Source organism: Streptomyces sp. NPDC099050 (assembly GCF_044759865.1).
Taxonomy (GTDB): Bacteria; Actinomycetota; Actinomycetes; order Streptomycetales; family Streptomycetaceae; genus Streptomyces.
In genome coordinates this window covers 163,635-190,290 of the sequence record NZ_JBIWAE010000012.1, presented here as the reverse complement: position 1 = coordinate 190,290, position 26,656 = coordinate 163,635, and the positions used below count along the sequence as shown (strand labels likewise).

Below are 26,656 nucleotides of genomic sequence, written 5' to 3'. Positions count from 1 at the left end.
GTGACCCCCGTCTGTGAGCAGCCCCCCCCGGGACCTCCAGGTCACGACCCTACCGGCCGCCCTGCTGCTTAGGCTGGCGGAGTGACCGAGACTCAGAACCGAAGGCCCCTGGCCGTCTTCGACATCGACAACACCCTGGCCGACACGGCCCACCGCCAGCACTTCCTGGAGCGCCGGCCGCGCGACTGGAGCGGGTTCTTCGGTGCGGCCCCGGCCGATCCGCCCCTGGCCCGCGGGATCGCGCTCGCGGTGGAGAGCGCGGCCGACTGCGAGGTCACGTACCTCACCGGCCGCCCGGAGCGCTGCCGTGCGGACACGGAGGACTGGCTCGCCCGCAACGGGCTGCCCGAGGGGCGGGTGTGGATGCGGGGGAACCAGGACAGGCGGCCCGCCCGGACGACCAAGCTGGAGGTCCTGCGGCGGATCTCGCGGGGCCGCGAGGTGCGGGTGCTGGTGGACGACGACGAGCTGGTGTGCCAGGCCGTGCGCGCGGCGGGCTTCCGGGTGGTCCTGGCCGACTGGGCGGCGGACGCGCCGGAACTCAAGGACGCGCAGGAGGGGGAGGGGCGCACCTGACGGGTCCCGGCGCCCCATAGGGCGGGCTGGGGGCCGTGCGTGCTGGGCCGGGCGTGCTGGCCGTGCGTGCTGGGCCGTGCGTGCTGGGCCGTACGGGCGCTCTTCCGGGACCCGAGTCGGCCCCGCAGGCGCGCCCGCGGACCGCGGGAGCGCCCGCGGACCCGTACGGTCCCGGGAAGCCGGGTCTCAGGCCTCGGCGTCGAGACGGAAACCGACCTTGATCCCCACTTGGTAGTGCGCGATCTCGCCGTTTTCGATGTGCCCCCTGATCTGAACGACTTCGAGCCAGTCGAGATGGTGGAGCGTCTCGCCCGCGCGGGCGATGCCGTTGCGGATGGCCTGATCGATGCCCTCGTGGGACGTGCCCACGATCTCGGTCACCCGGTACGTGTGATTGGACATGGGGGTCTCCCGACACTGGGTGGCTGTTGCCTTGTTCTACGGTGCCCCAGTAAGTCCGGGTCCGCGAACTTTGTGTGAACAATCCATAGCGATACCCCCTTGACCCACCCATTGGTCTATGCCAATTTCAAGCCATCTGAGATCAATCCCCCAGAAGGTGACCCCTCGTGAAGATGCGCTTGCTTGCCGTGTCCACCGCTCTCGCGGCCGCGACCGCCCTCACCGGCTGCAGTCTCACCGGGTCGGGCGGGGGTGCGCAGAAGGTGACGCTCTGGTTGATGAAGGGCAGCGCCTCCGAAGACTTCATCACTCAGTTCACCACCACCTTCGAGGCGGAACACCCCGGTGTGGACCTGGAAGTGAAGATCCAGGAGTGGAAGGGCATAGGCGACAGGGTCAATGCCGTCCTGGCCGGTACGAGCGAGGAGAGCGCCGACGTCATCGAGGTCGGCAACACCCAGGTCGCCCAGTACGTCGAGGGCGGCGGAGTCTCCGAACTCACCCTGGAAGCACTGCGCGAATGGGACGGCAAGGACTGGCTGAAGGGCCTCTCCGAACCCGGAAAGGTCAACGGCGCCCAGTTCGGCGTCCCGTGGTACGCCGCCAACCGCGTGGTGATCTACAACAAGGACCTCTTCGCGAGCGCCGGGGTCAAGTTGCCGATCAAATCCCGCCAGGAATGGATCCAGGCGACGACGAAGCTCGACAAGGGCAGCCAGCAGGGCATCTACCTCGCCGGGCAGAACTGGTACGTCCTCGCCGGGTTCGTCTGGGACGAGGGCGGCGAACTCGCCGTCGAGAGCGGCGGCCGCTGGATCGGCACCCTCGACGAGGAGAAGGCCCTGGCCGGAATGGAGTTCTACAAGCAGCTCCAGGCCCTCGGTGACGGCCCCAAGGACGCCGACGAGGAGACGCCCCCGCAGTCCGACGTCTTCGCCCGCGGCGGGATCGCCCAGATCATCGCCCCGCCCGGCCAGGCCGCCGCCGTCGAGGCCGCGAACCCGGCCCTCAAGGGCAAGCTCGGCTTCTTCCCGATCCCCGGCAAGACCGCCGACAAGGTCGGCTCGGTCTTCACGGGCGGCTCGGACCTGATCATCCCCGAGAAGACGAAGCAGCGTAAGCACGCCGTCGACGTGATCACGGCCCTGGTCAGCGAGAAGTGGCAGACCGAGCTGGCGAGCACGATGAGCTACGTGCCGAACAAGACCACCCTCGCGCACGTGGTCGCGGGCAACGAAGGCGCCACCGCGATGGCTCCCGGCGCCGCCCAGGGCCGCGCCACCCCGCAGTCCCCCTACTGGGCCGAGGTGGAGGCCAAGAACCCGATCAAGCCGTTCATGACGGCCGTCCTCACCGGTGGGGACCCCCAGCGGGCGGCGAAGGCGGCCTCCGACACCATCAGCAAGGTACTCAGCTCCGACCGCTGACCGGCCGCCCGCCAAGTTCAGCGTCCGCACATCCAAGGGCCGCGAAGCGGCCATGTCGAATCCAGCCGGTCACGGAAGAAGTAAAGAAGCCAGGCCACACACTTGCCGGCCTGGCTTCCCGTGCCGGACCAGGAGCCGTCATGACCATCGCCCCGCTGTCCCCGTCGGTCGTCGCCCCCACCTCCGCCGTGCCCCCCGCCCCCCTCTTCACCCCCGCCGCGCCCGCCCCGCGGGCGGCCGACACCCCCGCACCCCGCTACGCCGTCCGCCTGGCCCGCGACGAGGCCGAGGTGCGCGCCGCCCAGCGGCTGCGCCACCTGGTCTTCGCCGGAGAGCTCGGTGCCCGCCTCGACGGCCCCGAGCCGGGCCTGGACTCCGACGCCTTCGACGCCTACTGCGACCACCTGCTCGTCGTGGACGAGGAGACCGAGCAGGTCGTCGGCACCTATCGGCTGCTGCCCCCCGAACGGGCCGCCGTCGCCGGCCGCCTCTACTCCGAGGGCGAGTTCGACCTCTCCTCCCTCGCCCCCATCCGCCCCGACCTGGTCGAGGTGGGCCGCTCCTGCGTCCACCCCGACCACCGCAACGGCGCCGTCATCGCCCTCATCTGGGCCGGCCTCGCCCGCTACATGGACCGCTCCGGGCACAACTGGCTCGCCGGCTGCTGCTCCGTACCGCTCTCCGACGGCGGGGTGCTGGCCGCAGCCACCCGCGAGAACGTCCTCACCCGCAGCCTCGCGCCCGTCGAGTACCGGGTCACCCCGCACCTCCCGTGGAGCCCCGAAGGCATCGACTTCCCCGGCCGGATGGAGCTGCCCCCGCTGCTGCGCGGATACCTGCGCCTGGGTGCCTGGGTCTGCGGCGAGCCCGCCCTGGACGCCGAGTTCGGCTGCGCCGACCTGTACGTCCTGCTCTCCCTGCGGCGCACCAACCCCCGCTACCTCAAGCACTTCCTCTCGCTCGCCCCGGCCGCATGAGCGGCTGGCTCCCCACCTCGCCCTGCACCCCCGCGGACTGCGCCGGCCACGAGGGGCGCACGGCGAGCGTGCCGCGCGCGGTACTGCGGCTCGCCGCCGCCATCGCCCTGGTCCTGCTCGGCATCCTGGGCGCCCCGCCGCTGCGGCTGCTTCCGGAGCGCCCCCGCCACGTCCTCGTACGGACCTGGGCCGCCGGCCTGCTGGGCGCCCTCGGCCTGCGGATCACCGTGCACGGGATCCCCGGCCCCGGGGGTGGCCGGCTGATCGTCGCCAACCACATCTCCTGGCTGGACATCCCGCTCGTCGCCGCGGTCCTGCCCTCCCGGATGCTGGCCAAGAGCGACATCCGCGGCTGGCCGGTCCTCGGGCCGCTGTCCCGGCAGGCCGGCACCGTCTACATCGAACGCGACCGGATCCGCAGCCTGCCCGCCACCGTCGGCGTCCTCGCCCGGGCCCTGGCCGACGGTGACCGCGTCACCGTCTACCCCGAGGGCTCCACCTGGTGCGGGCGCGCCCAAGGGCCCTTCCGCCGGGCCGCGTTCCAGGCCGCGCTGGACGCGCGGGTGCCCGTACAGCCCGTACGGATCAGCTACCTGCTCGATGACGGGGGGACCGCGGGGGCGCCCGCCTTCGTCGGGGACGATCCGCTGACCGCCTCGCTGTGGCGGATCGCGCGGGCCCGCGGGGTGCGCGCCGAGGTACGGCTGCTGCCGCGGATCCCGCCGGGCCGGTACGCGCACCGGCGGGACCTCGCGGCCGCGGCTCAGGCGGCCGTGCTCGCCGAACCGGGATTCGCGTCGCCCGCGTCACCCGTGTCGCCCGCGTCACTCGAGCCGCCCGTGTCACGGCCGGCGGCGCCCCTGCTGCCCGGCGTGCCCTCCCAGCCGTCGGTGCCGATGCCGTCAGCCACCGACAGCGACAGGGCGAAACGGCCCGCCGCGTCCGTCCACCAGTGGGTCAACTCCAGCCCGGCGGCGGCCAGTTCCCTACGGACTCCCTCCTGACGGAACTTCGCCGAGATCTCCGTCAGGATCTCCTCGCCCGCCTCGAAGGGCACCTCCAGATCCAGCGCCCGGACCTTCACCACCAACGGCCTGCGGGCCCGCAGCCGCATCTCGATCCACTCGTGCTCTCGGTTCCACACCGCCACGTGGGCGAAGTCGGCGGTGTGGAAGTCCGCGCCCAACTCCCGGTTCACCACGGACAGTACGTTCGTGTTGAACGCGGCCGTCACGCCCTGCGCATCGTCGTACGCCGACACCAGGACGGCCGGGTCCTTCACCAGGTCCGTCCCCATCAGCAGCGCGTCCCCGGGCGTCAGCATCGCCCGTACGTCCGCCAGGAACACGGCACGCTCCGGCGGCAGCAGGTTCCCGATCGTGCCGCCCAGGAACACCACCAGCCGGGGCCCGGGGGAGTCCGGCAGCCGCAGCGCGCGGGTGAAGTCGGCCAGCAACGCGTGCACGCGCAGCCCCGGATGCTCCTCCAGCAGGGCCTTCGCCGCCCCGGCGAGCGCGCTCTCGCTCACGTCGACCGGTACGTAGGTGTCCAGCGCGGGCAGCGCCTCGATCAGGTGCCGGGTCTTCTCCGAGGAACCGGAACCCAGCTCCACCAAGGTGCGGGCCCCGCTCACCGAGGCGATCTCCCGGGCCCGTTCGAGCAGGATCTCCCGCTCCGCGCGCGTCGGGTAGTACTCGGGCAACCGGGTGATCTCCTCGAAGAGTTCACTGCCCCGGGCGTCGTAGAACCACTTGGGCGGCAGCGACTTGGGGGACCGGGTCAGGCCGTCGTGCACATCCGCGCGCAGCGCCGTCTCGGCGGCGTGCTCGTCGAGGGTGCGGGTCAGCTCGAAGTCGTTCACTGGCCGTCGTCTCCTTGGTGCGGTGCGTGCGGTGCGTGCGGTGCGTGCGATGCGTGCGGTGCGTGCGGCGGTGCGTGGGTTCCGTGCGATGCGTGCGTTCCGTGCGGTGCGCCGGCGGGGGTCTCCTTCAGGGAGGCCAGGCCGACCCGGGTACGGGTGGCGGTCAGCAGGGTCCCGTCGGGCACCTCGCACCAGCGCGGGTCGTCGTCGTAGGGCTCCGAGGCGACCACCGTCCGCTGCGCCGGCGGGTCGGCCAGGTACCACAGGGAATCCCCCCAGGCCGTCGCGGCTATGGTCCGGCCGTCGGTCAGCAGCAGGTTCAGCCGGGACCCGGGCGCGGCCCCGGCCACCTCCCGCACCGTCCCGGCCAGCGCCGCACCGAGGTCCGGGTCCGCCCGCAGCCGGTGCAGGACCAGCGCCCAGATCAGCGCCGAGTCCGTCCGGGCGGCCAGCGACAGCAGCTCCCGGGGCGGCAGGCACGCAGCGACGGGTGCCGCCGCGTCCGGCCAGTCCCGCAGCGAGCCGTTGTGGCTGAACAGCCAGTGGCCCTCCGCGAACGGAGCCGCCGCCGCCTCCCCGTCGGCCCCGGGACGCGTGGCATCCCGTACGGCGGCCAGCACGGCCCCGCTGCGGACCACCCGGGCGAGGTCGCTGAAGGTCAGGTCGCCCCAGATCGGCCCGGCCCGGCGGTAGCGGGCGGGCACCGGGTCCCCCTCGGCGTACCAGCCGACTCCGAAGCCGTCGGCGTTGACCGTGCCGGAACGCTGGCGGCGCGGCTCCCACGACTGCCGCACCAGCGAGTGCTCGGGCTCGCTCAGCACCCGGCCGAGGCTCACGGGCGCCCCGAGATAGGCGAGGTGACGGCACATCAGGCCTGCCCGGCGGAGCCTGCGGGGACGGCTCCGCGCGCGGTCCGGAACCCGGAGAAGATCTGCCGGCGCACCGGCAGGTCCCAGTTGCGGAAGGTGCCCCGGCAGGCCACCTGGTCCACGGCGAAGGAGCCGCCGCGCAGCACCTTGTGTTCCGGGCCGAAGAACACCTCCGAATACTCGCGGTAGGGGAACGCCCGGAAGCCGGGGTAGGGGAGGAAGTCCGAAGCCGTCCACTCCCAGACGTCGCCGATGAGCTGGCGCACCCCGAGCGGGGAGGCACCCGCCGGATAGGCACCCGCCGGGGCCGGCCGCAGGTGGCGCTGGCCGAGATTGGCGTGCGCGGGCGTGGGGTCCGCGTCGCCCCACGGGTAGCGGGTGGAGCGCCCGGCCCGCGGATCGTGGCGGGCGGCCTTCTCCCACTCCGCCTCGGTGGGCAGCCGCCGCCCCGCCCAGCGGGCGTACGCGTCGGCCTCGTACCAGCTCACGTGCAGCACCGGCTCGTCCCCGGGCACCGGCTCGGTGACCCCGAAACGGCGGCGCAGCCAGGTGCCGGCCTCGCGGTGCCAGAACAGCGGTGCCTCGATCCCGTGCCGCCGGATCTCCGCCCAGCCGGCCGGCTCCCACCACCGCTCCTCGCGGTAACCGCCGTCCGCCATGAACTCCTGGTACGCGGCATTGGTCACCGGAACGGTGTCGATCCAGAACGCCTCGACCTCGCGCTGGTGCGCGGGCCGCTCGTTGTCCAGCGACCAGGGCTCCGCCGAGGTGCCCATCGTGAACGGGCCGGCGGGCACGAGCACTTCGGCCGCCGGTGGAGGTCCCTGAGGGGCTTCTGGGTCGGGCGCGGTCAGTACCGGCGCGCCCTGCCGAAGCTGATGGGTGATCAGCATCGTCTCGTCGTGCTGCTGTTCGTGCTGGGCAATCATTCCGAAGACGTAGCCGCCGTCCAGCAGGGCCGTGCCCTCCAGGGGGGTGCGCTCCAGCAGGTCGAAGACCCGGCCGCGGACTTCGGCGGCGTACCGGCGGGCCTCGCCGGGGCTCAGCAGCGGCAACTTCGGGCGCTCCGCGCGGGGATGCTCGAAGGCGTCGTAGAGCGGGTCTATCTCGGGGTGCATGGACTCGCGGCCCGCCACGTTGCGCAGCAGCCAGAGCTCCTCCATGTTCCCGATGTGCGCCAGGTCCCAGACCAGCGGCGACATCAAGGGGGAGTGCTGGGCGGTCAGTTCCGCCTCGGTGACCGGATCGGTGAGTCCGGCCGTGCGGACGCGCGCCGCGGTCAGGGCGGCGGCGGCCCGCTCGCGCAGGAGCTCCGGTTCGGCGGTCATGAGCGTGCCTCCTCGCCCGTCGGCTTCGGTCGGGTTCGGGGGTGCGGACGCGCGGGCTGCTGCGCCTGCTGCGGATGTGGGTGCTTGCGGGTCTGCCGGTGCTGCGGCTCGGTCCGGTCGTCGGCCGGGCAGCGGCCGCGGGACACGTAGCGATCGGTGAACTCGCCGACGGTGTCGAGGACGTGGCCACTGGCTCCCATCCGGGGCAGCGCCGAGATCGCGGCCCGGAAGCAGGCCCGGGCCGCGGACCGCAGCTCCGGATCGGACAGCGCGTCACGGGCGGCGGAGCGCCACAGCGGATTGCGCGGCGCGGGCCCGGCGCCGTAGGAATCGGCCAGCCCCTTCGCCACCCGGTACGCGGTCTCCGCGGCCTCCGGGTCGTCGAACAGTGCGTGCACGACCGCCACCGGGACCAGCCAGCCGTCCTCGCCGGGCTGCGCGTCGATCATCCGCAGCTCCAGATGACCCCGGGGCCGTACCGGTGGGAAGAGGGTGGTCAGGTGGTATTCCAGATCGGCGGCGGTCGGCGGCCGGTGGCCACCGCCGGAGCGCAGCCAGTCCCGGAAGGTCAGCCCGCGCGGTACCTCCCAGGGCGGGCCCTCCTCGTGCGTCCGCACGCACATCACCTCGGTGTCCAGCGCCTGCCGGGTCCACGCACCGCGCGGCTCCGCCTCCAGCGGCGGGGCGAGGGAGCGCCGGGTGTCGATATCGCTCCAGTTGCCCTGGCGGGCACACCGCCAGCCGGCGTACGGGCCCTCGTGCGCGGGGGAGTTGGCGAAGGCGGCGACCAGCACGGCACCGAGGAGGTGGGACAGGCGCCAGCGCCTGCCGTGGCCCAGCGGGCCGGGCTCCTCGTGACCGGCGTCCACGTTGACCTGGACGGAGGCGGAGGCGCGCATCATGGCGCGCCCCGCCGGGCCGGTGCGGTCGAAGTAGGCCTCCATGGCCTCGTACCGCGGGCTGGTCAGCATCCGCCGTAGCGGGCGGCGCGGGTCCTGGCCGAGTCCGCTCAGCACCAGCCCCTGGTCGCGCAGGGCGCCCCGGACGGCGGTCAGATCGGCCTGGAGGCCGTCGACACAGCCGGTCAGGGAGGTGGCGGGGGGCGAGCTGAGCTCCAGCTGGCCGCCGGGCTCGACGGTGACGCCGGAACCGAGCGGGAGGGCGCGGGCCGCGTCGTGCGCGGCGGCGAGGCGGTCGTGGGAAACGGGCCGGCCGGGGTCTTCCGCGTCGAACACCAGCCATTCGAGCTCCGCGCCCAGCAGGCGGGGCGGGCCGGTCTTGAAGCAGATGCCGTGGATCAGCTCCTCGGCGGTGGGTTCGGTCAGTCGGGTGAGTGAGTCCTGGGGCATGACGGGGCCCTCGTCTCCTGTCGTCGGCTCTGACATCACCCGTGCCTACCCGTCTCTTGGGGCGCAAATCCCTTGCGGGCGCCCTGCCGGAGCGCCGAAGATCACTGCATGAGCGGCAGATTGCGCGAGATCGCGCGGGAGAACGCGGACATCGTGGCGGCCGGCGGTTACCGGACGCGGTCGGGACGGCAGGTGTCGCTCGCCGCCGCCGTGGCGGAGGCCAAGGCAGGAACCAGGATATATGGCCCAAACCCGGTCATTCCAGGTGAGACGGACGCGCGGCACACCCGCCGGACCGTCGTCGAGGTCACCGGCGAGAGCAGCACGGTCGCCGCCCGCAGGCTCGCCGGGGACCTCCCGGGACCTGCCTCCGTAGCCGTCCTGAACTTCGCTTCGGCCCGGAATCCCGGGGGCGGCTACGTCCGCGGGGCCAAGGCACAGGAGGAGGCCCTCTGCCGCGCCTCGGCGCTGTACGAGACGCTCTTGCAGGCCCCGGAGTACTACGAGATCCACCGCGCCGAGGTCAGCACCTTCTACACCGACCGGGTGATTCACTCGCCCGGGGTCCCCGTCTTCCGCGACGACCGGGGCACCCTCCTGGACACCCCGTTCCGCGCCGGGTTCCTCACCTCGCCGGCCCCGAACGCGGGCACCATCCGCCGCCGGGAACCGGACCGCGAGCCCGAGATCCCCGCCGCCCTCGCCCGCCGCGCGCGGCTGGTGCTGGAGGTGGCGGCACTGCACGGGTACCGCGGGCTGGTCCTGGGCGCCTGGGGGTGCGGGGTCTTCCAGAACGACCCCGCCCAGGTGGCGGAGGCCTTCCGCGAACTGCTGTCCGGACGGTTCGCGGGAGTCTTCGAACGGGTGGTGTTCGGCATCCTCGACCGCAAGCCGGAGACCCGGGAGGCGTTCGAACGGGTCCTGGCGCCGGTGCCGCCCGGACGGCCGCGCCCGGACCCCTGCGACGGGCCCTAGCGCCAGCCGTACAGCTCGCGCAGCCGGTCCACGACGAGCCGGAACCGTCCCAGGTCCAGCGCGCACGCCTCGCGCCGCATGCCGTCCTCGTGTACGCGCAGCACCCGGTCCACGTCCACCCAGGACTCCCGGCCCGCGCTGTCCCACGGCCCGGTCCCGATGGGGACCCACTCCCGGTCGTGGTCGTGCCGCTTGCTGGACAGTGGTACGGCCAGGAGCGTGCCGCTCTCCTCGCGGGCCACGACCAGCACCGGCCGGTCCTTTCCGCGCCCGTCGTTCTCCTCGAACGGAACCCAGGTCCACACGATCTCACCGGGATCGGGATCCCCGTCGCGATCGGGGGCGTACGAGGTCCGTACCGGCCCGATGGCATGCGGATCGGCCTCGGCGGTCGCGGTGTGCCCGTCGCGGCCCGGTTGCTCTACGTGGCCATTGCTGTGGTGGGAAAGTGCCGTCATTCGGGCGAGGTTACCGGGTGGGCGGGTGCCCGGGAGGTGCGTGCGCCGGTGGGTCGGCGGGATCGTCGAAACGCCGCGCGGCTCTCCTCGGCCCGGCGGCTACGGGCCGTCCGTGGTGGGGACGGGCGCCGTCTGCCAGCCCCGCTCCACGGACCGTCGGCACCGGTCGGCGGCATCGCCGGAGCTCGTGAACAGTGCGGTCAGCATCGGCACGCCCTGGGCGAGGACTTGACGCGGCAGGGGGCCCGTCGCGACCAGGGACGCGAGTCCGTGGCCGATCACCCAGCTTTGCGTTGCCAGGGTCAGGGGGTCGGTGCCGTCGTGGAACCGGCCGGCCGACTTGGCCCGTTCGACGGCGCTGACCAGGCAGTGCAGGGTGTCGTCCGCGGCCTCGGCGTCCTCGAGTTCGAACCCGGCGTCGAACATGATGCGGTAGAGATCGGGGGCTGCGAGGGCGTTGCTCACGTAGGCGGCTCCGAGGGCGGCCAGGTCCCGTACCGGATCCGTGGACAGCTCCACCGCGTCGAGCCTCGCGGCCAGGCCTCTGAAGCCTTCCTGGCGCATCGCCGTCCACAGGCCGTCCATGCCTCCGAAGTAGGTGTAGACGGCCATCGTCGATACGCCCGTTCCGGCCACGAGGGAACGGAGCGTGACCGGCTCCCGGGTGCGCAGCATCATGGCGGCCCGTTCGATCAGGAGGGAGCGGACCGCCGGGTCCTTGGTTCGTGCCATGCCCCTACATTACATAGCAGCGCTATGGTTTGCGGGGAGCGCCGGAACGCGCGCTCCGACGACAAGGAGCTGTCATGACCGTGAAGCTGGTCAATCCCAACGGGTTGCCGAAACCCGACGTCTACCGTCAGCTCTCGATCGCCACCGGGTCGAAGCTGGTGTTCCTCGCGGGCCAGGTGGCGCGCGATGCCGAGGGCCGTCGTGTCGGCGAGGGGGACTTCGCCGCTCAGGTCGAGCAGTGCTATCTCAACATCGGCACCGCCCTGGCCGAGATCGGCGGATCCTTCGACGATGTGGCGAAGTTGACCGTCTACGTCGTCGACTGGAGCCCTGAGAAGATGCCGCTGCTGGGGGAGGGCGTGGCCCGGGCGGCCGCCACATTGGGCATCGACCCCGTCAAGCCGATCACGCTGCTGGGCGTTGCGGCGCTGGGGGAACCCGATCTTCTCGTCGAGGTCGAAGCCACGGCCGTTCTCGACTGACGCGGTGACGGCCTCCGGCCTGGTGGCGGGCCGGGCCGCGACGCACTGCCCCGCCCGCTCGGCCGAACGGGGAGTTCTGCCGGGAGGGCGGGGCGGTGGGTGGGGTGTTGGGTGGGGTGGCTCCAGGTGGTGGGGCCCGCCCTTAGATCCAGCCCTCCAGCGAAGTCATGAAGCCGTCGAAGTCGTCGCGGTGGATGGTGTGGCCGGCGCCGGTCACCGAGCGGACCTCGAAGCCGCGCTCCTTGAGGAGCGTCGCGCGCTCCGGCGAGATCAGGAAGCTCGGGTCCGCCAGCTGTACGAGCGACGGGACCACCGGTGCGGCCGGCAGCAGGTCCGTGCCCATCAGCGGAGTCAGGCTCAGGGCGGTCGCCTCGTCCCAGAGGGCCAGGGTGGCCAGTTCGACGTCCACGTCGGCCTCCTCCCAGCGCGGGTTCATCGCCTGGATCTGCTCCTTGGGCGCGGACTTGAACTGGGCGAACATCTCGGGACCGAAGCCCTCGCCGAGCTCCGCCAGATGCCAGGCGGGGTCGGAGAACACGGCGCGCTCCGGCTTCAGGCGGTCGACGGCCTTCGAGAGGGTCAGGCCGCCGAGGGAGTGGCCGATGGCGAGTTCGGCGCCGACCGGAAGCGTTTCGGCCACGTCGTCGGCGAAGGCCTCCGGGCCGTACTCGCCCCGGCCGCTGGCGCCGTGGCCGCGCAGGTCCACGGCGATGACGCGATAGCCGCGCTCGGCGAGGGCGGGGCCGACCCGGCGCCAGGTCCGGTGGTCGGCCATGATCCCGTGGATCAGGAGGGCGACGCGGTCGCCTTCGCCCCAGGTGTGGGTGTGGAGCTGCACGGTGGTGCCTTTCGTCGTCAGGGGTGATGCGCAGGGCATCGGTTGAGTGGAGCGAGGAGTGGAAGGGGGCGGGGCGCCGGGCCGGGAGCCCGCCGGGCCGGGAGCCCGGCTCCCTCAGCGGACGCTGCGGATCGGCTTGACCGCCAGGGCGCCCGCCACCGCCAGGGCGGCGGCCGCGATGAACAGGGCCGTGTAGCCGCCGCTCACGGACACGATCACCGAGGCGATGAAGGGGGCGACGATCTGCGGGCCCGCGTTGGCGATGTTGAGCACGCCCATGTCGCGGGCGGCGTCCTCGGCCTTGGGGAGCACCATCGTCACCAGTGCGGTGTCCACGGCCATGTAGCAGCCGAACGCGAGGCCGTTGATCACGGCGAAGGCCAGCATCGCCGTCCAGCTGGTCGACAGGGCCGGAATCACCAGCGCGACGGCGGACAGCAGCGCGGAGGCGCCGACGAAGAGCTTGCGGCGGTCGTACTTGTCCGAGAGCCATCCGCCGAGGACGGTGGAGACGACCATCGCCACGCTCGTCAGCGGCATCATGATGGCGACCGCCGCCTCCGGCTTCATGCCCTCGGGCAGCACGGTGTGGTCCTGGAGGATGTACAGCTGGTAGCCGCTCACCGCGAAGTAGCCGAGGACCAGCAGGGCGCGCCCGATGAACGCCCAGCGGAAGTCGTGGTCCCCCAGGGCGCTCGCGAAGGCGGCGAGCTGCTCCCTGACCGGCATGGAGGGCTTGGCCGGGCGCCGCTCCTCACGGGTGCAGACGGTGAACAGGACGGCGGCGCCGGCGACGAGCGCGCCGAAGACCAGGTACCCGGTGCGGTAGTCGTCCGAGAACGCCGCGCCGATCAGGGCGCCGACGGTCGAACCCAGCGGCAGGCCGAGGCCGACGGCGGCGGAGGCCTTGCCGCGGGCGCTCATGGGCACCCGGTCGGGGACCACGGAGGTGATCGCGGCCTGGTAGATGTTCATCACGGCCTGGCCGAGGCACCAGGCGATGGTGATGAGCAGGATCGTGTCCGCGACGCCGAGCAGGAACATCGCCGGTATCGCGGCGAGTCCACCGCCCAGGATCCAGGGGTTGCGCCGCCCGCTGCGGTCGGACAGGGCGCCCGCGACCGGGTTGAAGACCGTCGCGAAGATCGCCGAGACCCCCGCGATCAGGCCGAAGTTGGAGACCTTGTTCGCCGCGTCGATGTCTTCGACCTGGAGTGCGAGGAGTACGCCGGCGACGCCGATGTAGAGGGCGTACATGGCTCCGTTGCCGACGAGCAGCAAGGGGAGCAGGCCGCGCCGGGCGGCGGGGGCGTCGGTGGTGGCGTCGGCGGTGCCGGTGCCGGGGGAGGAAAGGGCCACGGTGCCCTCCTGGGCAGTTTGGAAGGGATGAGGGGTACGTGAGACGAGGGGTGCGGGAGGGGTGCGGAGGGTGCGCTGAGGGGTGTGGGGACGAGCGTGGGGACCAGCGTGGGGAGGAGTGCGCGCCGCCCTGTCGCGACGGCGGGGGTGCGACGGAACGCGGCAGGGCGGCGGCACGGCTGGGCACGGCACCGGCACGTGGGGAGGCACCCGGAGACACCTTTGGCGAAGCTCGGGTGACGTCTGGGTTACACGTGTCAGTGAATCGTGTAACCACTGTGTAGCATTGGTTTCCGGCCATCCGCTAGCCCCCGGGCACAAACGGTCTGGAAAGATGCCACGGCAATGTCTCAGTCATCGAAGCCCCCCACACCGCCGTCGCAGCCCCAGCCGGCCGTGCCGACCAGCGCCGACGTCGCCCGTCTCGCCGGCGTGTCGCGCGCGACGGTCTCGTACGTCCTGAACAACGCGGAGGCCGTACGCATCAGCGAGCCGACCCGCCGCAAGGTGCGCGAGGCCGCCGAGGAACTCGGCTACGTCCCCCACGCGGCCGCCCGCAGTCTGCGCGCCGGGCACACGCGCATCGTGCTGCTGCCCACGTCGCACGTGCCGATCGGTCCGCTCTACAGCACCTTCCTCAACGAGTTGCAGTGGGCGCTGCGCGCCCTGGACTACACGGTGGTCCAGTACGGCAGCCTCGGCCTCACCGGTGACGAGGCCGCGCGGGCCTGGGCCGAACTCCGGCCGGTCGCGGTGCTCTCCCTGGGGGAGATCGCCCTGTCCGCGCACAACGTGGCCACGCTCAAACGGGCCGGGGCGCGCGCGGTGCTGACGATGGGACCCGAAGCCGTATCCGGGGCGCACGCGCTGGTCATGGACCAGGCGGAGGTCGGCGCCCGGGCGGCGGAGCACCTGGTGGAGCGGGGCCGGCGACGGATCGGCGTGGTCGTTCCGCAGGAGGAAGGGCTCGGGCTGTTCTCCGCGCCCCGGCTCCAGGGCGCGCGGTCCGTTGCGGGGGCGGAGATCGTCGCCCTGCCCATGGCCTACTCCGAGGAGTCGGCCGCGGAGCTCGCCGAGCAGTGGAAATCGCTCGGTCTGGAGGCGGCGTTCGCGTACAACGACGAGTACGCGATGCTGCTGATGCGGGCGTTCCAGGACGCGGGTCTGCGGGTGCCGCAGGACGTGGCCGTCATGGGCGCCGACGATCTGCTGATCGGGCGGTTGCTGCGGCCGAGGCTCAGCACGGTGCAGATGGAGATGCCGACGGGGGAGCGGCTGGCGGCGCTGGTGGACGAGGCGGTACGGGACCCCGCGGCGGTCGCGCTCAGGCACGACCTGATGGCGGCGGTGGCGGTGCCGCGGGACTCGACCTGAGCCGTCGCTCCGCGCCGGGCGGGCTGCGGCCGCGGCGCCCGTGCCGGCCGGTCACGGGTGACGGCCCGGGGCTCCGCTCAGGCTTCCGGGGCTGCGCCCAGGCTTGCGGGGCTCCGCCCCGGATCCCGCGCCTCTAATGTCGGCGGGGCTGAAATCGCCCTGCGGGCATCCAGCCCGCCGGCGCGGCGGGCGTACGACAGGCGTACGGCAGGCGTACGACAAGGCGCAGGCCGGGACCTCGGCGGGGCCTGGAGACCGTTGACAGCGGGGCCGGGGCGACGGAGACTCTGGGCGCGCCCCACCGGGCGCGGGCGGAGCGTGCGCCGGGCCGGACAGTTGCGTCGGTGTGCCGCGCCGCCTCCCGCTCGCTCCGGAGGGACTCCATGAGCATCCGTACCGTCCGCGACGTCTACGTCGTCGACGCCGTCCGCACCCCGATCGGGAAGTTCGGCGGCGCCCTCGCCGGTGTCCGCCCCGACGACCTGGCCGCCCACGTGGTGCGCGCGCTCGTGGACCGTACGCCCGCACTGGACCCGGCCCGCATCGACGACGTCGTCTTCGGGGACGCCAACGGCGCGGGCGAGGACAACCGCGACGTGGCCCGCATGGCGGTGCTGCTCGCCGGACTCCCCGTGACCGTGCCCGGGGTCACCGTCAACCGGCTCTGCGGCTCCGGGCTCGAAGCCGTCGTCCAGGCGGCCCGCGCCATCGCGCTCGGGGACGCCTCCGTCGCCATCGCCGGGGGCGTCGAGTCCATGAGCCGGGCCCCCTGGGTGGTGCAGAAGCCGGAGCGCGCCTTCCCCGCGGGGCACCAGCAGATGTGGTCCACCACGCTCGGCTGGCGGATGACCAACCCCCGGATGCCGGCGGAGTGGGCCGGTTCCCTCGGTGAGGGGGCCGAGCTCGTCGCCGACAAGCACGGCATCACCCGCGAGGCGCAGGACGCCTTCGCGCTGGAGAGCCACCGCAAGGCGGCCGCCGCCTGGGCGGCCGGGCAGTACGACGCCGAGGTGGTCCCGTACGCGGGTGTGGACCTGCCGCGCGACGAGTGCATCCGCGAGGGTTCCGGCCCGGAGGCGCTCGCCCGCCTGAAGCCCGCCTTCCGGAGCGACGGCACCGGCACGGTCACGGCGGGCAACGCCTCGCCGCTCAACGATGGAGCCGCCGCACTGCTGTTGACGGACGAGGAAGGGCTCGCCGCCACCGGACGGGAGCCGTTGGCCCGGATCAGCGCGTCGGCCGTCACCGGGATCGAGCCCCAGCTCTTCGGTCTCGGTCCGGTGGACGCCGTGGAGCGCGCGCTCGCCAAAGCGGGCCGCGGGCTGGCGGATCTGGCCGCCTTCGAGCTCAACGAGGCTTTCGCCGCGCAGGCGTTGGGTTGCCTGGCGGCCTGGCCCGAGCTGGATCCGGCCGTGGTCAACCCGCGCGGCGGCGCCATCGCGATCGGACACCCGCTCGGCGCTTCGGGTGCCCGGCTGGCCGGTTCGGTGGCGCACCAGCTCGCGGCGGCCGGATCCGGTACCGGGATCGCGGCCCTCTGCATCGGTGTGGGGCAGGGCATCGCCCTCGTCCTGGAGCGCTGACGCGACTTCGGTCCGTCCGTCGATCGTTTCCGGTCATAGTCGGGCGTCAACTGCCCGGTAAGCGAAGCGAATTGATGCCTCCGGTGCGCTGGAGTGGCACGATGGCGTCGCGTGCTGCCGCCCCCCGCGCCACGCTCCCCCGCATCCGGAGGCCCCGCGCCATGCCGCTCCTCGATCCGACGCTCTGGCAGGACGGACCCACCCTCACCGGAGGTACCGCCCCGGTTCTCGAACCCGCCACCGGCCAGACCCTCGCGACCATCGACCTGGCCGCTCCGGCCGATGTCGCGGAGGTCGCCGTACGGGCCCACGCGGCCCAGCGGGTCTGGGCGCGGGCCACCCACCTGGAGCGGGCCGCCGTGCTGCGCCGCGCCGGGGACCTGTTCACCGCCCACGCCGACGAGCTGCGGGATTGGCTGGTCCGGGAGTCCGGGTCCATCCCCGGCAAGGCCGCCTTCGAACTGCACGTCGCCGCGCAGGAGTGCTACGAGGCCGCGGCCCTGGCCTCGCGCCCGTCCGGTCAGGTGCTGCCGAGCGAGGCGCCGCGGCTGTCCTTCACCCGTCGCGAACCGGTCGGTGTCGTAGGGGTGGTGGCGCCCTTCAACGCACCGCTGATCCTCTCGATCCGCTCGGTCGCCCCCGCGCTCGCCCTCGGCAACGCGGTCCTCCTCAAGCCGGACCGCCGTACCGCGGTCAGTGGCGGGCTCGCCCTCGCGGCCGTCTTCACGGCGGCCGGCCTGCCGGGCGGACTGCTGCACGTGCTCCCCGGCGGGGCCGAAACGGGCGCGGCGGTGGTCGCCGATCCGCTGGTCAGGGTGGTGTCGTTCACCGGCTCCACCGCGAGCGGCCGGATCGTCGGCGAGCTGGCGGGACGTCACCTCAAGCGCGCCCACCTGGAGTTGGGCGGAAACTCGGCGCTCGTCGTACTCCGTGACGCCGACGTGGAGGCGGCCGTCGCGCAAGCCTCCTGGGGCTCCTTCTTCCACCAGGGCCAGATCTGCATGACGGCCGGCCGGCACCTCGTGCACGCCTCGCTCTACGACGAGTACGTCGAGCGGCTCGCCGCGCGCGCGGAGGAACTCGCGGTCGGGGACCCACACCGGGAGCAGGTGCACCTGGGGCCGCTCATCGACCGCTCCCAGCTGGACCGGGTCCACGCTCTGGTGGAAGCCAGCGCCGCACTGGGCGCCAAACTCGTCACCGGAGGCTCGTACCGGGACCTCTTCTACCGGCCGACGGTGCTGGCAGGCGCCGGAGACGACAGCCCCGCCTACGCGGAGGAGGTTTTCGGGCCGGTGGCGCCCGTACGGTCCTTCGCGACGGAGGACGAGGCCGTGGAGCTGGCCTCCGCCGGCCCCTACGGGCTCTCCCTTGGGATCGTGACCGGCGACGGGGCGCGCGGGCTGGACCTGGCGGCGCGGATCCCGGTCGGGATCGCGCACGTCAACGACCAGACGGTGAACGACGAGGCCGTGGCCCCCTTCGGCGGGGTCGGCGCGTCCGGGACCGGCGCACGCTTCGGCGGCGAGGCGAACCTCGACGCCTTCACCGAACTGCGCTGGACCACGCTCCGGGCCACCCCGGGCGGGCATCCGTTCTAGGAGGTCTCCCCGGAGGCCCCGCCCGCGTCCTCGGAGGTGTGGTCATCGGTGCCGTGGTCGCCGGAGACGGAGAGGAGCCCGCGCCCGGGGAACCGGACCGGATCCGCCAGGGCCCGGTCGTAGGCCGGGCGCGGGAACACGTAGGGCCCCATGGCGAGGATTCCCCACTCGGGGCGGTAGGGCTGGTGGAAGCCGGACCAGGTGACCAGGTCCTGCGTCAGGGTGACGGTGGCCATCATGGGCCAGCACTCGTCCGTTCCGCAGATGCATCCCAGCAGGGCCATGGCGCCGGTCTCCGGCTCGCGCCGCTCCGGATCGGGGTCGCCGAGGAAGTGGCGGCGCGCGTGCGCGTCGTCGGCCATGACCAGGGGGGCGTGCTGGGTCATGAGGTACGCCTCCCGTCCGTCCGGGGGTTCCTTGGAGCCGTCCCACTCCTGTGACCAGCCGGCCCGGGTCGCCTCGGCGACGAGGGCGCGCAGGTCCGTACCGTCGATCCGGACGCCCCAGCCCGCGCGGTCCTGGTCGTCGCCGGGGTACAGCCGGCGGAGGAACTCCACGGTGTGCGTCATGGTCTTATTGTGCGCGGTTGTCCGCGCATATCGCTGTTATCCGCGGTTATCCGCGGGTGTCCGGGGTTGTCGGTGGTTGTCCGTGGTCAGGAATGCTTCGAGCCGGTCGTTCGTTCAGGGAAAACAAGCAGCACAGCACTCTGGAGGTCTGGAAAACCGTGGCTACTGTCGAACTCACCAAGGAGAACTTCGACCGGACGGTGAGCGAGAACTCGTTCGTCCTGATCGACTTCTGGGCGGGCTGGTGCCGTCCCTGCCTGCAGTTCGCCCCGGTCTACGAGAAGGCGGCCGAGGCCAATCCCGACCTGCTCTTCGCCAAGGTGGACACCGAGGCGCAGCAGGAGCTCGCCGCCGCCTTCCAGATCAGCTCGATCCCGACCCTGATGATCGTCCGGGACCAGGTCGCGATCTTCTCGCAGCCCGGCGCGCTGCCCGAGGCGGCGCTGACGGACCTCATCACCCAGGCCCGGGCCCTCGACATGGAAGAGGTGCGGACGAAGATCGCCGCCGAGCAGGCGGGCGCGGCAGGCGCCAGGGCCGAGGAGCCCGGCACGCCGGACGCCTGATTACGTGACGGGCCCCCGCCGTGCGGTGAGACTGGCCCGATGAGCGAAGCGGTGGAGTACGACGTAGTGGTCCTCGGCGGGGGGCCGGCCGGCGAGAACGTGGTCGACCGGACCCGCGCCGCAGGGCTGAGCACGGCGCTGGTCGAGAGCGAGCTGGTGGGCGGCGAGTGCTCGTACTGGGCCTGCATCCCCAGCAAGGCGCTGCTCCGCCCGGCCCTGGCCCGGGCGGATGCGCGCCGGGTGCCCGGTCTGGCGGGCACAGCGGCCGGTCCGCTGGACGCGGAAGCGGTCTTCGCGCACCGCGACTACTGGACCGGGAGCTGGAAGGACGACGGCCAGATCGACTGGCTGGAGTCGGTCGGCGCCCACGTGTACCGGGGCCACGGGCGGCTGTACGGAGTCCGCAAGGTCGCCGTCACCAGCCCGGCGGGGGAGCACCACGTGCTCTCCGCCCGGCACGCGGTCGTCGTCGCGACCGGCACCCGGGCCGTGATCCCGGAGCTGCCGGGCATCGGGGACGCACGGCCGTGGACCAGCCGCGAGGCCACGTCGGCGCAGGCGGCGCCGGGCCGGCTGCTGATCGTCGGCGGGTCGGTGGTGGCCGCGGAGATGGCCACGGCCTGGCAGGCGCTCGGCTCCGAGGTGACCCTGCTCGTACGGGGCTCCCGGCTGCTGCCGCGCATGGAGCCCTTCGCCGGGGAACTGGTCGCCGAGGCGCTGCGCGAGGCGGGCGCGGTGGTCCGTACGGGCGTGGCCGTCGAGTCCGTCGTACGGGACGGCTCGACCGGGCCCATCACCGTGGTGCTCGAAGGCGGCGAGACGCTGGAGGGCGACGAGCTGCTGATGGCGACGGGGCGCGCTCCGCGCACCGAGGACATCGGTCTCGACACCGTCGGGCTCACCCCGGGCGGGTGGATCGCGGTGGACGACAGCTGCGGGGTCCCGGGGATCGACTGGCTGTACGCGGTCGGCGACGTGAACCACCGGGCGCTGCTGACCCATCAGGGCAAGTACCAGGCCCGGATCGCGGGCGCCGTCATCGCCGCCCGCGCGGCGGGCAACGTCCCACTGGAAACCGGCCGTTGGGGAGCACACGCGGCGACGGCCGATACGCAGGCACTCCCGCAGGCCGTGTTCACCGACCCGGAAGCCGCATCGGTGGGCCTGACCCTCGGGGAGGCGGAGCGCGCCGGTCACCGGGTCCGGGCCGTGGACTACGACCTCGGCAAGGTCTCCGGCGCGGGCCTGTACGCCGACGGCTACCGGGGCCGGGCCCGCATGGTGGTGGACCTGGACCGCGAGATCCTGCTCGGCGTCACCTTCGCCGGACCGGGCGCGGCCGAGCTCCTGCACGCGGCGACGATCGCGGTCGCCGGCGAGGTCCCCATCGAGCGGCTGTGGCACGCGGTCCCGGCGTTCCCCACGATCAGCGAGGTCTGGCTGCGGCTGCTGGAGGAGTACAGGCCCTAGGTGTATTGGCCCGAAGCCTGGTCCCTGGACGCGTAATGGACGTACCCGGTCTTCGCCCGGTCCCGGCCACGGGGGTGGCGCCCCGCGGGGTGTCGGAGACCGGGCGGGAGCCCTATCGTCGGTTCACTGCACTCACGCGGGGGCACTCATGGCAGCGCAGACCATCATCGGCCTGGTGGGAATCGTCATCCTGGCAGGCGGGTTCGTGGCCGTGGTGGCCATCTGGCGGACGGGCTCGCCCTTCCCGGAGCTGACAGGCGCCGGTGACACCCGACCACGAGGGGGCACCCCACCACGAGGGCCGGACTGTGTGACCTGCGGTCACGGGGAGCACCGGGGCCGCTGCTCCGAGAGGGTTTCGGCCTCGGGGGACATCTACGACGGCGCCGGTGACTGGGTCGGCTACAGGAACGAGACCTACTGCGGCTGCGATCAGTACCGCACCAAGGCCTGGCCGCCGTGCACCATCTGCGACCACCGTCGCGAGGAGCACTACATGCTCCTCAAGTGCAGGCACGTCGGGGGCTACCCCAGGGAGAGCGCCTGCCCTTGCGGCAACTACCGTGCCGAGCCCGGGCCGAAGCCTTCTCACTACCTGGAAGCGCTGAGGACGGCGAGTCGCCGCTGTCCTTTTCCCGCCGACGAGCACGGCGTCCGCACGCACCGGTGCCTCACGTGCGCACTGCTGGACGGCCGGTGCCCGTACGACCGACCATGACCGTCCCGTGTCGGTGACGGCGACCCAGCCACGTGCCACGAGGTCGGCAACTCCACTGACGAGTCCATACGGTGATGGTGCCTCAGGTGACGCCTCCCCCCGGCACGGATGTGGAGGGAGACGGTCACCGAGCCCCGCGCGGCGACCCGTGGATCAGCGCAGTCCGGCGAAGAGATCGGTCTCGGGTACGGTCGCGCCGGTGGCGTCCTTGACGCGCACGAAGGTCTCCACGCCCATCAGCTCGCCGAACCGCTCCTTGCCCATCTTGAGGAAGAAGATGCTCTCGCCCTGGCTGGCGTGCGCCGCCAGCGAGTCGAACTTCTGGCCGCTGAACGGGGTGGTGTCCACCCAGGTGGTGATTTCGTCGTCCGGGAGGCCGATCTCGGCCAGCGCGGCGGTCTCGGCGGGATCCGGCTCCGGCATGTCCTCCCCGAACTCGCTCATGATCTCCCCGAAGCGCCGAATCGCCGACCGGGGCATCGTCGTCCAGTACACCTTCGGCGTCAGATCGGTCATCTCCAGTGCCGCCATCGTGATGCGGTGGGCCTGGATGTGGTCGGGGTGGCCGTAGAAACCGTTCTCGTCGTAGGTGACGACCACGTCGGGCCGGTAGTGCCGCATGAGCTCCGCGAGCCGGGCGGCGCCCTCCTCGACGGGGGTCTGCCAGAAGGCTCCGGGGGCGTCGTTGCTCGGCCAGCCCATCATCCCGGAGTCGCCGTAGTCCAGGGTTTCCAGATCGCTGATCTTCAGTACGTCGCGGCTCACCTCGAGCTCCTGCCGGCGCATCAGGGCGACGGCCGCCGGATCGTGCCCGGGACTGCCCGGCTTGGCACCCCCCGGTCCGTCACCGCAGCGGCCGTCGGTACAGGTCACGAGAACCGTGCGGATGCCTTCCGCGGCGTACTGGGCGAGGACCCCTCCCGTGCTGGTGGCCTCGTCGTCGGGGTGGGCGTGTACTGCCATGAGCGTCAAGGGCCGGTCAGTCATGAAAAGCAGTCCTCCTGCGGAAATACGTGTCGGTCTGAGCGTGCGCGACGGCGTCGGCCCCTCTGTCGGTGCAACCGTGCCGGCGGGGCCGGTTGTTCCCGGCGCCGCCGCATCGCCTCCGGTGCCACGGGCACGGGCACGGGCCCCGAGCGCCGGGTCGTAGGGAGCCCGCGTGCCGGGGGTGTAGGTCACCGAACGCAGGCGGCCCGTGCAGCGGAAGCCGCGGTGGCGCTCGCAGACCGGCCAGGAGACGGGGGACCTGCGGTCCACGCCCACGCTGATGCCCTGCAGCGGAGCCATGCCGATGAGCTGGTGCACGCTGTCGACCGGCCGGTCTCCACGCCGTCGACAGCGCCCATTCGCCGTCGTCGTACGGCCCGCCGGCACCCCCGGTACCCCGGCACCCCGGGTACCCCGGCACCCCCGGTACCCCGGCACCCCGGGTACCCCGGCACCCCCGGTACCCCGGCACCCCGGGTACCCCGGCACCCCCGGTACCCCGGCCCCCCCGGTACCCCGGCACCCCCGGCGCCGTCCGCCGCCCTGTGGGCGTCGTCGCCGAAGAGCCGACGATGCTCCGCGAGCTCGAAGAGGATGGCTTCGCTGTCGTCGACGGGGCGGCGGCAACCCGATCTCGCCACGCCTTGCCCGGGGGTCACGGAAGGCCCCCGCGTACAATCCCAGCTTCCGGACCGAAGGAGCCGCCGCCCGTGATCGTGATAGCGCACCTCAGCGACGTCCACCTCGACGGCGGGCAGCGGGCCGCCGAGCGGACCCGTACCGTCATGGAGTACCTGGAGGGGCTTCCGTACGCGCTCGACGCGGTGCTGGTGAGCGGCGACATCGCCGATCACGCGCGCCCGGAGGAGTACGAGGAGGCGCGCAAGGCCCTCGGCTCCCGCCACCCGCTGGTCGTCTGTCCCGGCAACCACGATGACCGCACGGCCTTCCGGCGCGGCCTGCTGGGGGAGGAGCGCGCTTCCGCGGCGCCGGTGGACCAAGTGCTGCGCGGTGCGGGCTTCGTCCTCGCGGTGTGCGATTCGTCCGTGCCCGGTGAACACCGGGGGCACCTGGAGGACTCGACGATCGCCTGGCTGGACGGGGTGCTCGCCGACACCCCGCACGAGGTGCCCGTCCTGGTCGCCTTCCACCACCCGCCCGTCCCGCTGCACATCCCGTACGTGGACGGCATCCGGCAGTTCGGCGAGGAACGGCTGGCGGAACTGGCCGGGCGCCACCCGCATTTGACGGCGTTCCTGTGCGGGCACGCCCACACCGGCGCGGCGACCACCTTCGCCGGGCGGCCGCTGCTCGTGGCTCCGGGCGTGGTGTCCACGACGCGGCTCCCGTGGGAAGCGGCGTCCGGGGAGAGCGAGTACATCCACACGGACGAGCCGCCGGCCGTGGCCTTCCACGTGATCGGTGAGGACGGCCGGCTGACGACCCACTACAGGGTGGTCGTCGCCCGCCGGTAGCCGGAGCCGTCGCGGGTGCGGGTGAGGTGCCCGGCGATGACCAGGTACCGCCGCAGCGCCGCGCAGTCCTCGTGGACGGTGAGCAGCAGCCCGTTCACCTCCGGCTCCGTGTAGGCGCGTTCCGCCGCGAAGAGCGTCTCGGTGAGGTGGGCGAGCAGCTGCTCGCGGCGGGCCGCCTTGCGCGGGATCGCCGTGAGGCGGCCGTCGGCGGCGAAGAGGTCGGTGACGCCGCGCCGGGTGCGCGTGCGGGTCCCTGCGGTGCTTTGTGACATGTGGTGGAGCCTCACCCGGGCGGTCGCCCCGGGGCAACGCATTTTCCGCACGGGCGAAAAGTGACGGTCGTTCATCTCACTGCGCGGTAGCACCTGCCGGTGCCCTCCCCGGGACCGGTTCCTGCCCCCACGGCGGAGCACGTATGCCACGCCCCACCCCGCACACGAGCGCCCGTACGCGAACTGCCGTCGCCACCGCCCTGATCGCCCTCGGAGTGGCCCTGCTGACCCCGGCCGCCGTCCGGATCGTGGACGCCTGGTGGCCGCTGCTCGTCGAGGGCGAGGCCGAGTTCGAGCCCGGCCCCGGAGCGCCGCTCTACGATGCCCCGCGCGCCTCGCTCACCCTCGACGAGGCACCCAACGCGGGCCACGGGCCCACCGGTTCACACGCCGGCTCGGCCTTCCAGTACGGCTGGTGGAGCTACGTGGACAAGGACCTGCGTACGCTGCTCGGCCGCCCGGTGTCCGGACCGCCGGCCCGGCCCCACTGCGCGGGCGGCTCGCTCCCCGGGTGCCGGGACACGATGACGGCAACGCTCGAGCAGGCCGCGGCCGCCACCCCCGCCGCCGGGTACCCGGCGGACGGAGCCTGCGCCGCGGGCAACCAGTGGTGCGCGGACTCGATCGCGCCGCGCCCGCCGGCCCCGGAGTGTTCCGGGGCCTGCGGGCCGTACGCGCAGGTCACGCGCCGCGGGGCTGCTCGCGCCGCTTGACCGCCCGCAGGACCACGAACTTCGGCTCGCTCGCGGCGACTTCGCTATTGCCGAAGAGGCGTCGCAGGTGGGTGTGGTACCCCATGTGCCGGTTGGCCACCACCCACAGCTCGCCGCCCGGACGCAGCGCCTTGCGCGACTGCGCGAACATCCGCAGAGCCGTCGCGTCGGTCGTCGCCTGGTGGGAGTGGAAGGGCGGATTGCAGAGCACCAGGTCCACGGAGCCGGGATCCAGCATCGCCACCCCGTCGCCGACGAGGAAGTCCGCCCGATCCCGTTCGTGCGTGACATTGGCGCGGAACGTGGCCTTGGCCGAGGCGATCGCCTGGTACGACTCGTCGGTGAAGACGACCTCCGCACGCGGGTCGGCCACCGCGACCGCCGTGCCGACGACCCCGTTGCCGCAGCCCAGGTCGACGACCCGGGCCCCGTCCGTATTGGTCGGGATGCTCTGGAGGAAGAAGCGGGTGCCGACATCGAGGCGGTCCGCGCAGAAGATGCCCGCGTGGTTGACGACGGTCAGCCCGGCGCCCGAGCCGCCGTCCTGGTCCACGACGTACGTCAGCGGCCAAGGCCCGGGGGTCGCGGGACGGGTCGCACCCGGGGTGCCCGGCGTGCAGAAGATCAGGCGGGCCTTCTTCTCGGCCAGAGAGGTCTTCGTCGGTCCGAGGATCTTCTCGAAGAGCCGCAGGGTGGAGGTGTGGATCTCCTTCACCATGCCGGTGCCGACGACCACGGTGCCCGCGTGCACGTGCGGGGCCACCCGGTACAGCTGGTCCTCCAGCAGGGCCAGGCTCTTGGGTACCCGGACCAGGAGCACGTCGATCCGCTCCGGCGGCGTGTCCTGGCTGGTCAGCAGGGTCACGGTGCCCTTGGCGGTGCCGATCCCGTTGCGGTCCAGGTTCGCCATGGTGGCGGAGCGGGTCAGGCTGGAGTCGGTGATCTGGGTGGGGTGGTGCGCGGCCAGCGCCGTCGTCAGTGCCCCCCAGCGGTCCCCGATCACGGTGATCTGCCCGGCGCCGGCCAGATCCACCGGGCCGCGGTCACCCGTACCGGATTCGAGGTGGCGGAGCAGGTACTCGTCGGCGGCGTCCCATGCGAAGAGCCGGTCGCGCGGGTCCTCGGGGAAGCGGGCGAGCTCGTAGGAGCCGAAGGGCGTGGTCAGACGGTTCATATTGCCCCCAGGCTAACCGAGGGACCGCCCCGGTCCCGCACGGGCGGGGCCGGGAGAGTGGGCGGGGCGGTACGCGGCCCCGCCCGGGGACGGCCGCGCCACCCCTACTCCGGGAAATCCCCGGCCATCGCGGCGGCGAGCCGCAGGTACGGCGCCGCCTCGGCGGCCCGGCCCTGGCGCTCCAGGGTCCGCCCGAGCATCAGCTGCGCGTAGTCCTCCACGGGCCAGCGCTCCAGAACGGCGCGGAGCTCGCGCTCGGCCTTGGAGAGCTGGGCGGAGTGGTAGTAGGCCCGGGCCAGCAGCAGCCGCGGAGCCAGCAGCTCGGGGGCCTCGGCCGCCACGCCGTGCAGGACACGGGCGGCGTTCGCGTACTCCTTCGCCTCGAAGAAGAGCCGGCCGCGGTCCCAGCGCTCGGCGGCGGTCCCGTGCTCCAGGTAGCCCTGCTGCCCGTCGATCGCGCCCATGACGTCCATCGGATCCCTTCGTCACTGTGTCGGGCTGCTCAACACGCGGATCCGTAC

The 26,656-nt window shown here is 72.9% G+C and carries 26 protein-coding genes and 2 pseudogenes; 14 read left to right on the top strand and 14 right to left on the bottom strand.

Annotated features, from left to right (window positions below):
* Window positions 1-81: 81 nt before the first annotated feature.
* Window positions 82-576, top strand: a complete 495-nt coding sequence (locus tag ACIQV3_RS21580; RefSeq protein WP_403714057.1) for a hypothetical protein — start codon at window positions 82-84, stop codon at window positions 574-576.
* Between the two features lie 186 nt (window positions 577-762).
* Here ACIQV3_RS21580 and ACIQV3_RS21575 read toward each other — a convergent pair whose 3' ends face one another.
* Window positions 763-978, bottom strand: a complete 216-nt coding sequence (locus tag ACIQV3_RS21575) for a dodecin (protein ID WP_403714055.1) — start codon at window positions 976-978, stop codon at window positions 763-765.
* A 167-nt stretch (window positions 979-1,145) separates the two neighbouring features.
* On the opposite strand from ACIQV3_RS21575, the gene ACIQV3_RS21570 reads away from it, so the two are divergent.
* The 3 genes from ACIQV3_RS21570 to ACIQV3_RS21560 all read left to right on the top strand — a co-directional run bounded on the left by ACIQV3_RS21570 (window position 1,146) and on the right by ACIQV3_RS21560 (window position 4,386).
* Window positions 1,146-2,405 carry an extracellular solute-binding protein gene (locus ACIQV3_RS21570; RefSeq protein ID WP_403714053.1) on the top strand — a complete coding sequence of 420 codons (1,260 nt, stop codon included), beginning with the start codon at window positions 1,146-1,148 and terminating at the stop codon, window positions 2,403-2,405.
* A 140-nt stretch (window positions 2,406-2,545) separates the two neighbouring features.
* Window positions 2,546-3,382, top strand: coding sequence for a GNAT family N-acetyltransferase (locus tag ACIQV3_RS21565; RefSeq protein ID WP_403714051.1), 837 nt, complete (start codon window positions 2,546-2,548; stop codon window positions 3,380-3,382).
* Window positions 3,379-4,386 carry a lysophospholipid acyltransferase family protein gene (locus ACIQV3_RS21560; protein ID WP_403714049.1) on the top strand — a complete coding sequence of 336 codons (1,008 nt, stop codon included), beginning with the start codon at window positions 3,379-3,381 and terminating at the stop codon, window positions 4,384-4,386. Before ACIQV3_RS21565 ends, ACIQV3_RS21560 begins: the two co-directional genes overlap by 4 nt.
* On the opposite strand, the pseudogene egtD reads toward ACIQV3_RS21560, so the two are convergent.
* The 4 genes and pseudogenes from egtD to egtA form a co-directional block, all read right to left on the bottom strand.
* Window positions 4,287-5,243 (bottom strand): annotated as a pseudogene (gene egtD, locus ACIQV3_RS21555) (L-histidine N(alpha)-methyltransferase); the annotation flags it as partial. The gene ACIQV3_RS21560 and the pseudogene egtD overlap by 100 nt on opposite strands.
* On the bottom strand, window positions 5,240-6,112 hold the full coding sequence (gene egtC / locus ACIQV3_RS21550) for an ergothioneine biosynthesis protein EgtC (protein ID WP_403714047.1): 873 nt from the start codon (window positions 6,110-6,112) through the stop codon (window positions 5,240-5,242). The pseudogene egtD and the gene egtC, both read right to left, overlap by 4 nt.
* On the bottom strand, window positions 6,112-7,440 hold the full coding sequence (gene egtB / locus ACIQV3_RS21545; RefSeq protein WP_403714045.1) for an ergothioneine biosynthesis protein EgtB: 1,329 nt from the start codon (window positions 7,438-7,440) through the stop codon (window positions 6,112-6,114). Before egtB ends, egtC begins: the two co-directional genes overlap by 1 nt.
* Window positions 7,437-8,825 (bottom strand): ergothioneine biosynthesis glutamate--cysteine ligase EgtA, encoded by a 1,389-nt coding sequence (gene egtA / locus ACIQV3_RS21540; protein WP_403714043.1) that lies wholly within the window; start codon window positions 8,823-8,825, stop codon window positions 7,437-7,439. Before egtA ends, egtB begins: the two co-directional genes overlap by 4 nt.
* 72 nt (window positions 8,826-8,897) lie before the next feature.
* Between egtA and ACIQV3_RS21535 the strand changes: the two genes are divergently transcribed.
* Window positions 8,898-9,764: a TIGR02452 family protein gene (locus ACIQV3_RS21535; protein WP_403714041.1), complete on the top strand. Its 867-nt coding sequence runs from the start codon at window positions 8,898-8,900 to the stop codon at window positions 9,762-9,764.
* Here ACIQV3_RS21535 and ACIQV3_RS21530 read toward each other — a convergent pair.
* Both ACIQV3_RS21530 and ACIQV3_RS21525 read right to left on the bottom strand, forming a co-directional pair.
* Window positions 9,761-10,222, bottom strand: a complete 462-nt coding sequence (locus tag ACIQV3_RS21530) for a type II toxin-antitoxin system PemK/MazF family toxin (protein WP_403714039.1) — start codon at window positions 10,220-10,222, stop codon at window positions 9,761-9,763. The genes ACIQV3_RS21535 and ACIQV3_RS21530 overlap by 4 nt on opposite strands.
* A gap of 99 nt (window positions 10,223-10,321) precedes the next feature.
* The gene (locus ACIQV3_RS21525) at window positions 10,322-10,954 is read right to left on the bottom strand and encodes a TetR/AcrR family transcriptional regulator (protein WP_403714037.1); all 633 of its coding nucleotides are present in this window, start codon (window positions 10,952-10,954) and stop codon (window positions 10,322-10,324) included.
* A gap of 74 nt (window positions 10,955-11,028) precedes the next feature.
* Here ACIQV3_RS21525 and ACIQV3_RS21520 point away from each other — a divergent pair, with 74 nt between their 5' ends.
* A complete protein-coding gene (locus ACIQV3_RS21520; RefSeq protein WP_403714035.1) occupies window positions 11,029-11,436 on the top strand; it encodes a RidA family protein in 408 nt (135 codons plus the stop codon).
* Window positions 11,437-11,578: 142 nt separating this feature from the next.
* Here ACIQV3_RS21520 and ACIQV3_RS21515 read toward each other — a convergent pair whose 3' ends face one another.
* Entirely contained in the window at window positions 11,579-12,274 is a 696-nt protein-coding gene (locus ACIQV3_RS21515; RefSeq protein ID WP_403714033.1) for an alpha/beta fold hydrolase, read from the bottom strand.
* A gap of 114 nt (window positions 12,275-12,388) precedes the next feature.
* Complete coding sequence (locus ACIQV3_RS21510) at window positions 12,389-13,633, bottom strand: MFS transporter (protein ID WP_403714031.1); 1,245 nt, start codon at window positions 13,631-13,633, stop codon at window positions 12,389-12,391.
* 345 nt (window positions 13,634-13,978) lie between these two features.
* Between ACIQV3_RS21510 and ACIQV3_RS21505 the strand changes: the two genes are divergently transcribed.
* The 3 genes from ACIQV3_RS21505 (at window position 13,979) to ACIQV3_RS21495 (ending at window position 18,191) form a co-directional block, all read left to right on the top strand.
* Window positions 13,979-15,007: a LacI family DNA-binding transcriptional regulator gene (locus ACIQV3_RS21505; RefSeq protein WP_403714029.1), complete on the top strand. Its 1,029-nt coding sequence runs from the start codon at window positions 13,979-13,981 to the stop codon at window positions 15,005-15,007.
* 383 nt (window positions 15,008-15,390) lie between these two features.
* Window positions 15,391-16,590 carry a thiolase family protein gene (locus ACIQV3_RS21500; RefSeq protein WP_403714028.1) on the top strand — a complete coding sequence of 400 codons (1,200 nt, stop codon included), beginning with the start codon at window positions 15,391-15,393 and terminating at the stop codon, window positions 16,588-16,590.
* Window positions 16,591-16,751: 161 nt separating this feature from the next.
* Window positions 16,752-18,191, top strand: coding sequence for an aldehyde dehydrogenase family protein (locus tag ACIQV3_RS21495; protein ID WP_403714026.1), 1,440 nt, complete (start codon window positions 16,752-16,754; stop codon window positions 18,189-18,191).
* Here ACIQV3_RS21495 and ACIQV3_RS21490 read toward each other — a convergent pair.
* Window positions 18,188-18,760, bottom strand: coding sequence for a hypothetical protein (locus ACIQV3_RS21490; protein WP_403714025.1), 573 nt, complete (start codon window positions 18,758-18,760; stop codon window positions 18,188-18,190). The two genes, ACIQV3_RS21495 and ACIQV3_RS21490, sit on opposite strands and share 4 nt — an antisense overlap.
* Before the next feature lie 92 nt (window positions 18,761-18,852).
* Here ACIQV3_RS21490 and ACIQV3_RS21485 point away from each other — a divergent pair, with 92 nt between their 5' ends.
* The 3 genes from ACIQV3_RS21485 to ACIQV3_RS21475 all read left to right on the top strand — a co-directional run bounded on the left by ACIQV3_RS21485 (window position 18,853) and on the right by ACIQV3_RS21475 (window position 21,514).
* Window positions 18,853-19,326, top strand: a complete 474-nt coding sequence (locus ACIQV3_RS21485; protein ID WP_403714024.1) for a thioredoxin family protein — start codon at window positions 18,853-18,855, stop codon at window positions 19,324-19,326.
* Between the two features lie 39 nt (window positions 19,327-19,365).
* Window positions 19,366-20,796 carry a dihydrolipoyl dehydrogenase family protein gene (locus ACIQV3_RS21480; RefSeq protein ID WP_403714022.1) on the top strand — a complete coding sequence of 477 codons (1,431 nt, stop codon included), beginning with the start codon at window positions 19,366-19,368 and terminating at the stop codon, window positions 20,794-20,796.
* 148 nt (window positions 20,797-20,944) lie between these two features.
* Window positions 20,945-21,514: a hypothetical protein gene (locus tag ACIQV3_RS21475; protein ID WP_403714020.1), complete on the top strand. Its 570-nt coding sequence runs from the start codon at window positions 20,945-20,947 to the stop codon at window positions 21,512-21,514.
* A 153-nt stretch (window positions 21,515-21,667) separates the two neighbouring features.
* Here the strand turns inward: ACIQV3_RS21475 and ACIQV3_RS21470 are convergent, their stop codons facing one another.
* Window positions 21,668-22,501: a PIG-L family deacetylase gene (locus tag ACIQV3_RS21470; protein WP_403714018.1), complete on the bottom strand. Its 834-nt coding sequence runs from the start codon at window positions 22,499-22,501 to the stop codon at window positions 21,668-21,670.
* A gap of 710 nt (window positions 22,502-23,211) precedes the next feature.
* Between ACIQV3_RS21470 and ACIQV3_RS21465 the strand changes: the two genes are divergently transcribed.
* On the top strand, window positions 23,212-23,976 hold the full coding sequence (locus ACIQV3_RS21465; RefSeq protein ID WP_403714016.1) for a metallophosphoesterase: 765 nt from the start codon (window positions 23,212-23,214) through the stop codon (window positions 23,974-23,976).
* On the opposite strand, the gene ACIQV3_RS21460 is transcribed toward ACIQV3_RS21465, so the two are convergent.
* Window positions 23,949-24,248, bottom strand: coding sequence for a DUF2087 domain-containing protein (locus ACIQV3_RS21460; protein ID WP_403714014.1), 300 nt, complete (start codon window positions 24,246-24,248; stop codon window positions 23,949-23,951). The two genes, ACIQV3_RS21465 and ACIQV3_RS21460, sit on opposite strands and share 28 nt — an antisense overlap.
* A gap of 236 nt (window positions 24,249-24,484) precedes the next feature.
* Between ACIQV3_RS21460 and ACIQV3_RS21455 the strand changes: the two are divergent.
* Window positions 24,485-24,883 (top strand): annotated as a pseudogene (locus ACIQV3_RS21455) (penicillin acylase family protein); the annotation flags it as partial.
* A 46-nt stretch (window positions 24,884-24,929) separates the two neighbouring features.
* On the opposite strand, the gene ACIQV3_RS21450 reads toward ACIQV3_RS21455, so the two are convergent.
* A complete protein-coding gene (locus ACIQV3_RS21450) occupies window positions 24,930-26,135 on the bottom strand; it encodes a methyltransferase (protein WP_403714013.1) in 1,206 nt (401 codons plus the stop codon).
* A gap of 104 nt (window positions 26,136-26,239) precedes the next feature.
* Window positions 26,240-26,608: a tetratricopeptide repeat protein gene (locus tag ACIQV3_RS21445; protein ID WP_403714010.1), complete on the bottom strand. Its 369-nt coding sequence runs from the start codon at window positions 26,606-26,608 to the stop codon at window positions 26,240-26,242.
* Window positions 26,609-26,656: the final 48 nt, after the last annotated feature.